The organism is Neptuniibacter sp. QD37_6, assembly GCF_047778085.1.
Taxonomy (GTDB): Bacteria; Pseudomonadota; Gammaproteobacteria; order Pseudomonadales; family Balneatricaceae; genus Neptuniibacter.
The window spans coordinates 515,952-529,765 of sequence record NZ_CP180550.1; the positions used below are offsets into that span (position 1 = coordinate 515,952).

The 13,814-nt window shown below is 43.3% G+C and carries 8 protein-coding genes and 2 rRNA genes; 5 read left to right on the forward strand and 5 right to left on the reverse strand.

Annotation, left to right across the window (positions count from 1 at the left end; genetic code table 11):
• Positions 1-26: 26 nt before the first annotated feature.
• The 4 genes from ACMXYO_RS02260 to ACMXYO_RS02275 all read left to right on the forward strand — a co-directional run bounded on the left by ACMXYO_RS02260 (position 27) and on the right by ACMXYO_RS02275 (position 4,225).
• A 23S ribosomal RNA gene (locus ACMXYO_RS02260) occupies positions 27-2,914 on the forward strand.
• A gap of 142 nt (positions 2,915-3,056) precedes the next feature.
• Positions 3,057-3,172 (forward strand): 5S ribosomal RNA (gene rrf, locus ACMXYO_RS02265).
• Positions 3,173-3,361: 189 nt separating this feature from the next.
• Positions 3,362-3,847 (forward strand): DUF2489 domain-containing protein, encoded by a 486-nt coding sequence (locus tag ACMXYO_RS02270; RefSeq protein ID WP_415886828.1) that lies wholly within the window; start codon positions 3,362-3,364, stop codon positions 3,845-3,847.
• A gap of 3 nt (positions 3,848-3,850) precedes the next feature.
• The gene (locus tag ACMXYO_RS02275) at positions 3,851-4,225 is read left to right on the forward strand and encodes a hypothetical protein (RefSeq protein ID WP_415886829.1); all 375 of its coding nucleotides are present in this window, start codon (positions 3,851-3,853) and stop codon (positions 4,223-4,225) included.
• Here ACMXYO_RS02275 and ACMXYO_RS02280 read toward each other — a convergent pair.
• From ACMXYO_RS02280 to ACMXYO_RS02295, 4 genes are all read right to left on the reverse strand, one after another.
• Positions 4,211-6,862: an ATP-binding protein gene (locus tag ACMXYO_RS02280; RefSeq protein ID WP_415886830.1), complete on the reverse strand. Its 2,652-nt coding sequence runs from the start codon at positions 6,860-6,862 to the stop codon at positions 4,211-4,213. The genes ACMXYO_RS02275 and ACMXYO_RS02280 overlap by 15 nt on opposite strands.
• Positions 6,859-7,815 (reverse strand): ABC transporter substrate-binding protein, encoded by a 957-nt coding sequence (locus tag ACMXYO_RS02285; RefSeq protein ID WP_415886832.1) that lies wholly within the window; start codon positions 7,813-7,815, stop codon positions 6,859-6,861. The genes ACMXYO_RS02280 and ACMXYO_RS02285 overlap by 4 nt, the downstream gene beginning before the upstream one ends.
• 28 nt (positions 7,816-7,843) lie before the next feature.
• The gene (locus tag ACMXYO_RS02290; RefSeq protein WP_415886834.1) at positions 7,844-9,961 is read right to left on the reverse strand and encodes a TonB-dependent receptor plug domain-containing protein; all 2,118 of its coding nucleotides are present in this window, start codon (positions 9,959-9,961) and stop codon (positions 7,844-7,846) included.
• Between the two features lie 253 nt (positions 9,962-10,214).
• Positions 10,215-11,353 (reverse strand): IS3 family transposase gene (locus ACMXYO_RS02295; protein WP_415884722.1). Its coding sequence is split into 2 segments (ribosomal slippage): positions 10,215-11,116 and positions 11,116-11,353, totalling 1,140 coding nucleotides; the frame shifts between segments, so codons are not numbered across the junction.
• Between the two features lie 76 nt (positions 11,354-11,429).
• On the opposite strand from ACMXYO_RS02295, the gene ACMXYO_RS02300 reads away from it, so the two are divergent.
• Positions 11,430-11,657 carry a hypothetical protein gene (locus ACMXYO_RS02300; RefSeq protein WP_415886836.1) on the forward strand — a complete coding sequence of 76 codons (228 nt, stop codon included), beginning with the start codon at positions 11,430-11,432 and terminating at the stop codon, positions 11,655-11,657.
• Here ACMXYO_RS02300 and ACMXYO_RS02305 read toward each other — a convergent pair whose 3' ends face one another.
• Positions 11,658-13,811 (reverse strand): EAL and GGDEF domain-containing protein, encoded by a 2,154-nt coding sequence (locus ACMXYO_RS02305; RefSeq protein WP_415886838.1) that lies wholly within the window; start codon positions 13,809-13,811, stop codon positions 11,658-11,660.
• Positions 13,812-13,814 lie beyond the last annotated feature (3 nt).

A 13,814-nucleotide genomic window follows, 5' to 3' on the forward strand; every position in this document is an offset into this window, starting at 1 on the left:
TGATTCCAGACGCCTTCGGGTTATATGGTCAAGTGACTAAGCGTGCACGGTGGATGCCTTGGCAGTCAGAGGCGATGAAGGACGTTGTAACCTGCGATAAGGTTCGGGGAGGTGGTAAACAACCTTTGATCCGGACATTTCCGAATGGGGAAACCCACCTATTTATAGGTATCTTTTAACTGAATACATAGGTTATTAGAGGCGAACCTGGGGAACTGAAACATCTAAGTACCCAGAGGAAAAGAAATCAACCGAGATTCCCTAAGTAGCGGCGAGCGAACGGGGACCAGCCCTTAAGCTTTATTAGATTTAACAGAACACTCTGGAAAGTGTGGCCATAGTGGGTGATAGCCCCGTATGTGAAAGGTCTTTTAAAGTGAAATCGAGTAGGACGGCACACGTGAAACGCTGTCTGAATATGGGGGGACCATCCTCCAAGGCTAAATACTCCTGACTGACCGATAGTGAACCAGTACCGTGAGGGAAAGGCGAAAAGAACCCCTGTGAGGGGAGTGAAATAGACCCTGAAACCGTGTACGTACAAGCAGTGGGAGCCGTTTTCGGACGGTGACTGCGTACCTTTTGTATAATGGGTCAGCGACTTACTTTTAGTGGCAAGGTTAAGCATTTGCGGAGCCGTAGGGAAACCGAGTCTTAATAGGGCGTCCAGTCGCTAGGAGTAGACCCGAAACCGAGTGATCTATCCATGGGCAGGTTGAAGATGCAGTAACATGCATTGGAGGACCGAACCGACTGTCGTTGAAAAGCCAGCGGATGACTTGTGGATAGGAGTGAAAGGCTAATCAAACTCGGAGATAGCTGGTTCTCCTCGAAAACTATTTAGGTAGTGCCTCGTGTCTAACCATGGGGGGTAGAGCACTGTTTCGGCTAGGGGGTCATCCCGACTTACCAACCCGATGCAAACTCCGAATACCCATGAGTTCAATCACGGGAGACACACGGCGGGTGCTAACGTCCGTCGTGGAAAGGGAAACAACCCAGACCGTCAGCTAAGGTCCCAAAGTTTATGCTAAGTGGGAAACGATGTGGGAAGGCTTAGACAGCTAGGAGGTTGGCTTAGAAGCAGCCACCCTTTAAAGAAAGCGTAATAGCTCACTAGTCGAGTCGGCCCGCGCGGAAGATATAACGGGGCTAAGCATAACACCGAAGCTACGGATGCACTTTGTGCATGGTAGAGGAGCGTTCTGTAAGCTGTTGAAGCGGAAGCTGTAAGGCACCGTGGAGGTATCAGAAGTGCGAATGCTGACATGAGTAACGATAAGGGAGGTGAAAACCCTCCCCGCCGGAAGACCAAGGGTTCCTATCCAACGCTATTCGAGGTAGGGTGAGTCGGCCCCTAAGGAGAGGCTGAAGAGCGTATCCGATGGGAAACAGGTTAATATTCCTGTACTGCTCATAACTGCGATGGGGGGACGGAGAAGGCTAGGCTAGCGCGGCGTTGGTTGTCCGCGTTTAAGATAGTAGGTTTAGAGCTTAGGTAAATCCGGGCTCTTTTAAGACCGAGAATCGATGACGAGGTCCTTTATGGACTGAAGTAGTTGATGCCATGCTTCCAGGAAAATCCTCTAAGCTTCAGGTTATGACTAACCGTACCCTAAACCGACACAGGTGGTCAGGTAGAGAATACTAAGGCGTATGAGAAAACTCGGGTGAAGGAACTAGGCAAAATGGCACCGTAACTTCGGGAGAAGGTGCGCCGGTTTTGGTGATGGGACTTGCTCCCTAAGCTGAGGCCGGTCGAAGATACCAGGTGGCTGCGACTGTTTATTAAAAACATAGCACTCTGCAAACTCGAAAGAGGACGTATAGGGTGTGACGCCTGCCCGGTGCCGGAAGGTTAATTGATGGGGTTAGCGCTTGCGCGAAGCTCTTGATCGAAGCCCCGGTAAACGGCGGCCGTAACTATAACGGTCCTAAGGTAGCGAAATTCCTTGTCGGGTAAGTTCCGACCTGCACGAATGGCGTAACGATGGCCACACTGTCTCCACCCGAGACTCAGTGAAATTGAAATAGCTGTTAAGATGCAGTTTACCCGCGGCTAGACGGAAAGACCCCGTGAACCTTTACTACAGCTTCACAGTGGACTTTGACATTACTTGTGTAGAATAGCTGGGAGGCTTTGAAACCCTGTCGCCAGATAGGGTGGAGCCACCTTTGAAATACCAGCCTGGTAATGTTGAGGTTCTAACCCAGTTCCCTAAGCGGGATCGGGGACATTGTGTGGTGGGTAGTTTGACTGGGGCGGTCTCCTCCCAAAGAGTAACGGAGGAGCACGAAGGTACCCTCAGCATGGTCGGAAATCATGCAATGAGCGCAAGAGTAGAAGGGTGCTTGACTGCGAGACAGACACGTCGAGCAGGTACGAAAGTAGGTTCTAGTGATCCGGTGGTTCTGTATGGAAGGGCCATCGCTCAACGGATAAAAGGTACTCCGGGGATAACAGGCTGATACCGCCCAAGAGTTCACATCGACGGCGGTGTTTGGCACCTCGATGTCGGCTCATCACATCCTGGGGCTGAAGCCGGTCCCAAGGGTATGGCTGTTCGCCATTTAAAGTGGTACGCGAGCTGGGTTTAGAACGTCGTGAGACAGTTCGGTCCCTATCTGCCGTGGGCGTTTGAGATTTGAGAAGAGTTGCTCCTAGTACGAGAGGACCGGAGTGAACGAACCTCTGGTGTACCGGTTGTGATGCCAATTGCATTGCCGGGTAGCTACGTTCGGACGGGATAACCGCTGAAAGCATCTAAGCGGGAAGCCTCCTTCAAGATGAGATCTCACTGGGAACTTGATTCCCCTAAAGGGCCGTTGAAGACTACGACGTTGATAGGTTGGGTGTGGAAGCGCTGTGAGGCGTTGAGCTAACCAATACTAATTGCCCGTGAGGCTTGACCATATAACGCCCAAGGCGTTTGGCAAGTGACTTGTAAGATATGTAAGACGATAGAGAGTAACGAATTAGCGCGTAGTTAAGCTACAGTCGAAGAACTATCTAGATCAAATAAAAGAAGAATCAGATCTAAGTTGTAACAGTTTTGCTTGGCGACCATAGAGTTGTGGAACCACCTGAATCCATCCCGAACTCAGACGTGAAACGCAACATCGCCGATGGTAGTGTGGGGCTTCCCCATGTGAGAGTAGGTCATCGCCAAGCATTTAATTAAGAGAAAACCCCGGTCACGATGTGATCGGGGTTTTTTCGTGTTGGGCCAAAGAAAATAAAACACACTCTTCAACTAGTTAATCCTTTTTATGGGATTTTGGGTATATTTCCCCTAAACTTCGTTTTCGTATTTTTCTGGTTTTATAGCTTTGAATAGTTATTGCTTCTAAGGTTGTTTGTATGTCCGACTCTTTAATTTATACATTAATTGCTATCTGTTTAGTTGTCTGTGCTGTAGCTATTTACTTTATTAAGCGCCATTACACGCAGATTAAACAAGTTAAAACTGAGCATGCATTACAGGCTGAAAAAATAAGTAAACGCTATAATGAGCGTAGGGCCTATTTAATTGAGAGTGTCCATGTTATCTCTAGAGCGGTAGGTAATGATGAGAAGTTAACTACGACAGAGGCATGTATTCGCTTGTCTACTTTGCTTGAATCTCTAGCGCCTCAGTTATTACAACACGCGGATTACTCAGTAATCTATGAGGTTTATAAGCGTACTGAACATATTCCAATTAAGGACCAGTGGAAAGCGCTATCTAAGCAGGCTAAGTGGTCATTTCAGAAGGAAATGTCGCAGATCGACTCTGAGTTGGGTAACAAAGTAAAAGAAGCTGCTTCTAAATTGGCTCAGTACGATTTTGATGAGAGCCTCCATTAATGTATGGAATTTATACTCGTATTTGTTATTAGTTTTATTGTATTGGTCGGAGTCGCCTTAGTATTTGCTTTAGGTAAACCACCTACTTACCGCCCTTCAAGAGCTGAAGTGATGGCTCTTCTAGTAGATCTTATGGAAAAGCGTTTAGATGCTGCTCGCTGGGAAATGTTTTTGTCGTTACCCATTTTGCACGACCCTGAATTAGAAGATATTAGAAAAGGTTGCTTGGTAGTCGCTTTTGGTGACAATGATAATCCTCCAGCAGGGGAAGGGCTAAGTGGTGCAATATATGATCGAGAAGGGCTTCAGCGTATAAGAGTGATAGCTGTTAAATTAGATCATTTGATCAAGTCTCAGCCAACTTCAAAGTTCTTCTGATAGATCGTACTGTTCATTATCGATAATTCTTTTAAGTTGCCATAGTTCTTTCCATATGGCTTTGTATTCTTGTTCTATTAATGCGTCATGCAGTTTATTACCGCTTACTTCTAATTCTGGAATTTGGAATAACCCGGCTAGCCCTAAGAGTTGATGGCTATGGTTTCTCATCATCGCAATATCTTTGCTCTCGAAGCCGTTCATCATTCCCTGTAGTTGCTTTCTAACTTCTTCTGACAGCTCTTGTTTTCCTAAGTCATATTTTTCTATATCAGTGACTTCTTTTTGAGTGGCTGGTAAAAGTTGTTCCTCATCCTTAGTAAAGGACAAAAACTGGTTTATAGAGTGGCACAGGTTACCATCATTGATTGGTTTCAAAAGAACATGGCTGATACCTGACTCGATCAACTTTTGATGTTCGCTGGCGATCACGTTAGCAGTTAGGGCTATTATCGGTAAGGTGGGTTGTGTAAGCCTTATCTGTTTTGTCGCTTCTATGCCATCCATTTCTGGCATGTGTACATCCATTAATACCAAATCTGGTTGATGTTTTAGTGTTTGCTGTAGCGCTTCGCTACCAGTCCTTGCCTCTAGTACTTTTGCACCTGCTTGGACAAGGATCTTACTAACTAATAAACGGTTAAAGTCATTATCTTCCGCTATTAGTATGGTTGGTGTATTAATAATCTGTAATACATGTGCAGTTTCGCATTCAGCCAGTTTATACGAATCAGGTGATAGTGCATTAAGAAGTAGTTGAGTCCGTGCAGGTTTACGTAACTGTATAACCCGGTAGTTGTTAATAATCGATACGGGCTCATTGCTTAAGAGAATTAATCTACCGCTAGATCTTTCTAAGATCTGGTTAATCTGCTCTATAGTGTTCTTTTGTGTAAATTTTGGAGGTAAGCCCCATACGATGGTGCTTATAGGTAATTCAGTGCTTAAAGTTAAGAACTCAGAGAAGGTGGATGCCTCAATGATTTTTGTTTGTATGCTATTAAGCTGATGTATTAAGCCTTCACGATATAATGGGTTTGTATCAAACAAAATAATGTTTTTGTTTTTATAAGTATGCTGAATTCTTTGGCTTTGTCTGGCAGAAAACGGAATTTTAAGTGTTACTTCTGTACCTTGATTTTCCTCGCTTGCTAATGAGATTGAGCCGCCCATAAGTTCAGTGAGACGCTTAGCTATCACCAGCCCTAGGCCTGAACCGCCAAATTTTCGTGTTATGGATGTATCAGCCTGACTAAAGGCTTTGAATAAATTTGTAATTCTTTCTTTTGGTATGCCGACACCAGTGTCTCTAACCACAATTTCAAGTTCTGTCTCTACGAGGTTTTTTCTTCTAGTTGAGACATGTAAGCAAACATAACCTGCAGAGGTGAATTTCACTGCATTGCTGACTAAATTAGATAAAATTTGTCGTAATCTTATAGGGTCACCAATAATGAATTTAGGTGTTTCGGCTTCGATTATCGGGATGAGTTCGATGCCTTTTTCATTCGCCGAAGCTGCCTGCATTTCCATAACATCAATAACACAGCTTTCAAATTCGAAAGAAATTTCTTCTAGCTCAATAGCGTTTGATTCAAGCTTTGAATAATCAAGAATATCATCGATGATAGAAAGTAATAGGTCAGAGGTCAGGTTTATAATTCTTGTGTACTCTTGCTGTTCTACTTGTAGTTCAGTCTGATCTAAAAGTCGGGCAAAGCCTGAAACAGATGTTAATGGTGTCCGTAGTTCATGACTCATACGAGCAAGAAACTCGTCCTTTGCTACGTTTGCTTTATCGGCCCTCTTACGAGCTTTGTCTAAAGCTTGGTTTTGTTTCTCTAGGTGAACAAGTGTAGATCTTAAGCGTTTGGTTGCTTTATCGACTCGGCTTTCAAGGGTTTGGTTTGATTCTTGTACGCGTTGAGCCAGCCGGTTTATTCCTTGTGCAAGAGATCGGAGTTCGCCTGTACTCGAGAGACTGGCACGTGTTTCAAGCTGACCATGTTGTAGCATCTCAATCACGTGGGTTAGGCCCAGTATTGGGTTGGTAATCCGCTGTCCAAAACGTGATGCGATCAATAAAGTGGTCAGTAGCCCTATGATCGCTAGAACGATCCCTTTCGTTAATATCTCAAACTGTCGTACCTGTGTTGGTTTTTCCGATAGTACTATTACTACCCAGCCAATGAATTCCGGTTCAGCTTCTTTTCCACTAGCCTCATCAGAGTCTAAAAAGTCTACACCAGTCGCCACCACTGGGTTAAGGAAGTAAACTTGATTGTTCTTGTATAGCGGGTAACCAGCATCTTTATCTACTGGATGTGCATTCGGCTTACCTTGAGCAATCACATCAAAGGCGGGAGAAAGGAATATTACATCATCCACCTCTTCTGCTTTTGTTGCAGATCGGATTAGACCTTGAAGAATCTCCTTGTTACCAATCAGTAGACCAAACTCTGCAGAAGTTGACATCATGCGTGTCATTGTTTGCCCTTTTTCAATAAGGGAGTCTCGGGCATCATCCAGGCGGGTGTTAATGAAGTAGCCGCCTAAGATCAAAGTAATCATGCATAATGGAAGCAAGGTGATGATTAAAACGCGCTGCCTGATACCTAATGTTAACTTGCTTTTCATCGCTCCTGCTCCATCAATTGTTGGGTGAGGGCGTCTTCTGTAGGTATTTTGATGTTCAGGGATCTGGCTGCTTTTTCATTAGTAATTACTGTAAAGTATCTAGGGTGCTGCGCTTCCGGTAATCGAGAACCCAAAATGGCTTGCTGGACGATTTCTGCGGTTTGTTGACCTATCTGTTCAGGCGATGAAAACACGGCTGCTAAGGCTCCAGCTTCTACATACTTTTGTGAAAAGCCAATTAAAGGGATGCGCTGACGAAATGAGATATACAAGATCCATTTTGCAGTTGTGCGGTTAAAAACAGATTTGTCTGGTAGCGACAAAAATAGATCAGCATTTCGGATGAGCGGTTGCAGTTTATGAATGGGGTTGTCGCTTTCCTTAAGAATGGTTGAATTCAGTTGAAGTTGCTGCTGTTGAGCTGCAGTCTCTAATAGTGGTAGATCATGCTTTGAGTTAGGCCCAAGTGCTGTGGCGATTGTATTTGCATTTGGAGAGATTAAGCGAGCTAATCGAAGTTGTCGCGCATAGGGCTGATCTAAATATACTGCTGTAATGGTGCCATTTTTTATTCGGGCTTGATCCTTTTTGCTGACTAGCAGCGCTTGATAAGTTTGGCGCGGTAGAAAGCTAGCATATAACTTTTGCGACGGTGATATGCGATTGTAAAGCCGATCAGCTGCTCGTGAACCTATAGCGATGATATGTTCAAAGCCGGTAGTGTTAAAGTTGTTATGTTCTAGTTTTTGTAAGGTAACAATTTTGGTATTTGAGGAAAGATTAGCTTGAATGCTATACGCCACTTTTTGGTATGTGCCTGATTGTCGACTTAAAACAATCAAACTTTCGGCATAAACAGGAGATGTCGATAAGAATAGAGCAAACAATGCACTAAGCAGCGGAATAAACCGCCACTTTATTTTATTTAGTGTAACAGAGCTCTTAATTAACACATCTACAATCCATTGCAGCCTATTTGGGTTAGAACGTCAGCCCCATTTGTAGGAATGCCCGACGTCCAAAAATATTGTTTGAATAGAATTCCGTATACTCTTTATCGAACAGATTCTGAACGATGAGGGATACTTCCAGTTTACTATTCATATCTAGCTGGAAACTATTCGATACTTTCATGTCTGTACGTGTGTAATTCGTACGGCCACTGTTTTTGTCGCTAAAGCCCTCAATCCATTCTGCGTGATCCATATAGTATTGAGATAATGACAGTAAACTGCTATTTGTAGGCTTCGTAGATAGCAATACTGATGCGGTATGAAGAGGGGATACAGGGTTAAGTGGTACGATCCTTGGATCGGCTTCTGGGTATGCACCGCGGTTCCAAATGCCTCGTGTTTGGTTGTAGCTATAATTTAGCAGTACAGTATTTTTATGAGGTGATGGAGATGTATATTTGAATTGGATCTCTGCGCCTTGATTGGTCCATTCAGAGTTGTTCATCCCGATATCGTACTTTCCGTCTACTGTATCTATAGGGTCAGGATCTATTCTTGTACTGCGTATTGTCGCCCTATTTATATCTTCATGGAAAACTCTGAGATCAAAATGGCTGTTATGTTCTGGCCAGAGGTGAAAGAAACCTATTTCAAATGAATTGATTTCTTCCGAATCAAGATGTCTAGGCAAATTAAGCAAATCTATTGTATTAGGGATTAATACGCTGTAATCAATAAGAGCACGTCGATTAGTCTCTAGCAGGGATGGCATTCGATGAGCATGGGAGAATGCTGTTCTTAATGTTGATGCCTCTGTTAAAGCATAATTGACTGCTGCTCTATAAGATGTTGCACCGCCTACGAAGGTACTCTCCTCAAACATAGCGCCAGCATTCAATGTTATTTTGTCTGTTGCTTTATATTGCACGTTACCAAATAGCTGCCAACGGTTGCCATGGATCCAATCTTTATCAGGATACTGAAGCAGCACGTTACTTTTAACTCGTTCGTGTATCAGGTCGCTGCCAATGACCGCACTAATATGATCCGACGGATTTGTTGTATATAAAAAGCCTAATTCATGGGTCTGTACAGTGCCACGTTCAGTATCTTTTGGAGCAATACTTCCATAATTAGCTGCAAGAATTGCTTCTACTTGAGCTACATTGAAGGGCCCAGCATCCCCATTGGCCACTAGCTCTTCAGCTGTGAAATTTTCAGTATCAAGTTTTAAGTAGTTATGGCTATAGCGTAATTGTAGTTCGGACTGATCGTCTAGCACACGGTTCCAACGTATATCTTGAAAGCTAGATAGATGATCTCTGGGAGTAAAGCCTGCTTTTTGAAGGTCAGTTTTATCTGAATCTCCACGGTAGGCATATCCTTTAGTTGCGCCAATATCGAAATGGATAGTATCGGAGAGGTTAGGGGTTATTGATCCAGATAGAGTGATAAATTTGTTGTGGGCACCATCCTGATAATAATCGCTGCCATCATTTTCTTCACTGCCGGCAGATAGGGTGTAACTGATATTAGAAAGGGTATTGGAATGACGTGCGGTAATGTTCTTTGTGCCAAGTGCGCCGGTTGTTGTTCTAACAGCCGTTCCTGATTCTGCTACAGGAAATTTAGTAATGATATTTATTGCGCCTAGAAAGGCATTCGAACCATGGGTAGGTACGTTAGAGCCTCGAACGACTTCGATATGGTCAATATCTCCCAATGTTATACCAACGGTTTCCCAGACTACAGTAGATAGTAAAGGGATATATATTGAGCGGCCGTTGATCATTACTTCCATACGTGAAGGGAAGTCATCGGTCATACCGTGGTAAGTAACCCCCATTTTATTGGTGTTTATGTGAAACACTTGCATACCAGGTACTAAACGAAACAGGTCAGGAATATTTACTGCACCAGAAGCTTCGATCATGTCCTGATCGATAATTGTGATAGCAGCAGGTGCTTCTGTTAGTTTTTGTGAAAGATGTGTCGCAGAAATTACTTGTGGAATATCAATAAAGATATCTTCTTCGGTGAAGTCAGGTAATTCGGATTGATCTTGTGCGAAAGCATTTAAAGCGGTGGCAAATACAACCGGGGTAATTAAATATTTTGATTGTTTCGTTACTTTGCCATAAATCATGCGAGTACATCCTATAAAAGCGTATGAGCTTAGGTTTTCGAAACTAACGAGGGGTATTGGTTATTGGGATTAGATTTCAAGCCCAACATACACAATAATTATTCCCATAATGATTGCTTCAATAATGAAGCCATTGTTCTCTAGTATCCAACTCATTGTTAACTAATTCAGTCAAACTTATTGGATTATCTATGATAACTTTATGTGCAGAGCAATTAAACTAGTGGTAAGACCCCAAAATTCTAGACACTTTCTAGTTTCTAAAAAACTGCCTTTCAGCTTCCGCTGGTGACAGCCCATCATTAGTACCATGATTTCTTCGAGGGTTATAGAAACCTTCTATGTAATCAAATATCTCAGCTCTAGCCTCATCGCGTGTTCTGTAAATCTTCCGTTGAACTCGATCCTTTTTGAGTAACGAAAAAAACGACTCCGCAACAGCATTGTCATGGCAATTACCACGACGACTCATACTGGCTTCCAGATTATGATCCTTAAGGAACCTACGCCAGTCACCTGAGGTATATTGAACCCCTTGATCTGAATGAACAAGAACCTTTGTTGTTGGTCTTCGACCCCAAATAGCCATCAGTAACGCATCGATAACGAGGTCTGTTTTGGGTGAGCTTTTCATCGTCCAACCGATGACTTTACGTGAGAACAGATCAATCACTACCGTGAGATATAACCAACCTTCGTAGGTTCTAATGTATGTGAAATCAGTTACCCACACTTGATCAGGCTGAGTGACCTCGAATGCTCGATTAAGGATATTTTCGGCAGCAGGGTGTCGTTTTCCTCCTTTGAAACCAGGGTGACGGCGATAACCACGGACAGCCGACAAACCTTCGCTACGCATAATACGATGCACTCTGTTCTTTCCGCATAGCTCACCATCTCGTTTTAAATCGATAGTGATATTGCGGTAACCATACACACAGCCGCTTTCAAGCCAAAACTGTTTAATCTTTACTGCTAAGCGTTGGTCTTCGCGTGCTCGAGGGCTAAAAGGTTGCTTCAACCATGCGTAAAAGCCGCTGCGATGGACAGCCAATACACGACACATGACGGCTACACGAAATTTCTTGAGTCGCGACTTTATGAACGTGTACTTTTCTTTGACTCCCCTGCGAAGTACACCGCGGCTTCCTTTAAAATGTCACGCTCTTCAGTGACGCGGCGTAATTCAGCTTTGAGTTTTTTGATCTCAGCGGACTGGGCATCATCCGCTTGTCGGCAGCTATCGGGCTGGCTGTATTTTTGCACCCAAGCGTAAAGGCTTTTATAAGTTACACCGAGTCGCTCAGCGACATCAGTAATCGTATAGCCCTTATCCGTGACCTGCTTAACCGCTTGGATTTTGAATTCTTCTGGGTAACGTTTTCCGCGCATCGTACACCTCATTATTTTCGTCGATTATATATCTATGAGGTGTCTAGAGAACTGGGGGCTTACCAGGCGCCAAGTTGTGCATCAGTCGGGTCTTTCTATTGAAGTTCTGGATGGAAGTTTCAGTAACCCGCTTGATCTATCTATTAAAGGAGATAAGGACTTCTCGGCGCCAGAACTGGCTTTGATGATTCGAGAAGGGATGGAGTATGCAGCTAAAAATAGTGCTAAAGCTGCTGTCAGAGCAATCAGACCAAAAAGTACACCTGATAAGCCGAAACGTCCTATCCTAAAGCTTAAAAAGTAGTCATTGTTGGCTTATCAATATGGTCAATTCTTTTTGTGGTAAAGGTTTGCTGTAAAAGTATCCCTGAATGAAGTTGCACGCTTTTGCCGCTAAGTAGTCTCGTTGAGACTGTGTTTCCACTCCTTCCGCAATGACTTTTACCCCTAAAGCATGTGCCATCGCTATAGTTGCATCTATTAGTGCTGGGGCAGTTTCGTCATCTTCAAAATTTTGCATGAAACTACGATCAATTTTTAGGGTGTTGAATTTGTATTGACGAAGATAATTTAAGGAGGAGTAGCCTGTGCCGAAGTCATCCATAGAGATTTGAATGCCTAATTGAGCAAACTCCTCAAACGCTTGTTTAATATAGGTTTGATTGCCCAATAGAACCCCTTCAGTGATCTCTAAATGCAAGCTTTCGCCTGATAGTTGATGAGTATTAAGGTATTTCTTGATTTTATAGAGCAGCGTAGGTGCTTTAAATTGAAGCGGCGATAAGTTAACTGCAATTTTGAAATTGGAATCGAGCTGTTCTGTCCAGGTCTTTGTGGTATTCAATGCTTCTTTTAACACAAAGTAGCCAATTGGAATGATCAAACCTGTTTGTTCAGCAATCGGGATGAACTCGTCGGGAGATACTTGCCCTAATACTGGGTTTTTCCATCGTAGTAAGGCTTCTGCGCCTACAATGCGTTCTGATTGGGTGTCAATTACGGGTTGGTAGTTTAAATAGAACTCTTTGCGAGCTAATGCTCCATGCATTTGCTCTTCGATCAGTAAACGACGCTCTATCCCAGCATTCATGTCTTCTGTAAAAAAATGATAGGCATTACGGCCTTCACTTTTAGAATGGTACATAGCGGAATCTGCATTTCGCAGCAGTTGATCTGGCTGGGTACCATCATCAGGATAAATAGAGATACCAATACTAGTAGTTAGGAGCAGTTCTCGATTTTTAACTTTAAAAACATCACGGAAACTTTTAAGCAAGTTTTCTGCAATTGGGCGTACCTCAAGTGTATCTTCAAGGTTGTTGATAAGGACGATGAATTCATCGCCCCCTAAACGTCCGATCGTATCACTGGCACGAATCATGGAGCGTAATTTATTCGCTGCTTGAATAAGTAGTTCATCTCCAAGTGCATGTCCAAGCGTGTCATTCACTTTTTTAAAATCGTCGAGATCGATAAAAAGAACTGCGAGCTTTTTATTGTTACGCTTAGCTTCTTGGATCAATAGGTTTAATCGGTCGAGTGCTAAGAATCGATTGGGTAATCCTGTCAAATTATCGAAATGTGCCTGGTGAATTATTTTTTCTTCTTGGACTTTTTGGCTTGTTATATCTTGTAGGGTTTCTATTGCACCGATGGTTTGACCATTTTCGTCTTGCAGTGGGGCTGCCGTGAAATATAGCCAGCGGCCATCATGCATTTTGGGAAAGTAATCTTGAGCCTCAACTGCACCCAGAATCAGTTTCGATGGCTGGAATTTATGCCCGTAGTGTTTTTCTATATCTTTAGCTATAGCACCATTAAGTACTAAATTGGCCATTACTGGACGTGGGTGATCATAAAAACCACGCCATGAATCTTTAGTGCCAATAACTGACGAAGCAGGTATGCCCGTCAATATTTCACAGGCTTTGTTCCAGTGAGTAATGATGTGATCTTCATTGATGACAAAGCTTGCAATAGGATTGCCAACAATCATTTGAGACAGTTGCTGTTGGGTCTTTTTAAAGGCTTTTCGTGCTTGATAGAGGTCAGTAATGTTGGAGGCTATGCCTCGATAACCTGAAAAATTACCATCAATATCAAACGTCGGTGCTCCACTGACGGTATAGCGTTGTAGTTGCCCTTCGTCATTAAAAATATCGTACTGGAAATCATAGAAAGGCTCATGTTGTTTACATAGAGCCTTGTGTTCCTGCATTGCAGAATATGAATCGGGACTAATCGGCATTTCCCAGCGACAGCGACCAATAAAGTCAATTTGATTACGGCTCATTCGGCTGATGCCAGTGCCCGAAAAGCTGATAAATCTAAACTCTTTGTTTTGTTCCCAAAACCAATCTGACGATAGCGCTGCAAAATCATTAAGGCGTTCTATCTCTTGCTGCAATTGTGCAACTAGAGCATCGTAATCGTTATTTTTGATGGCTTTGGTGCTCATTAG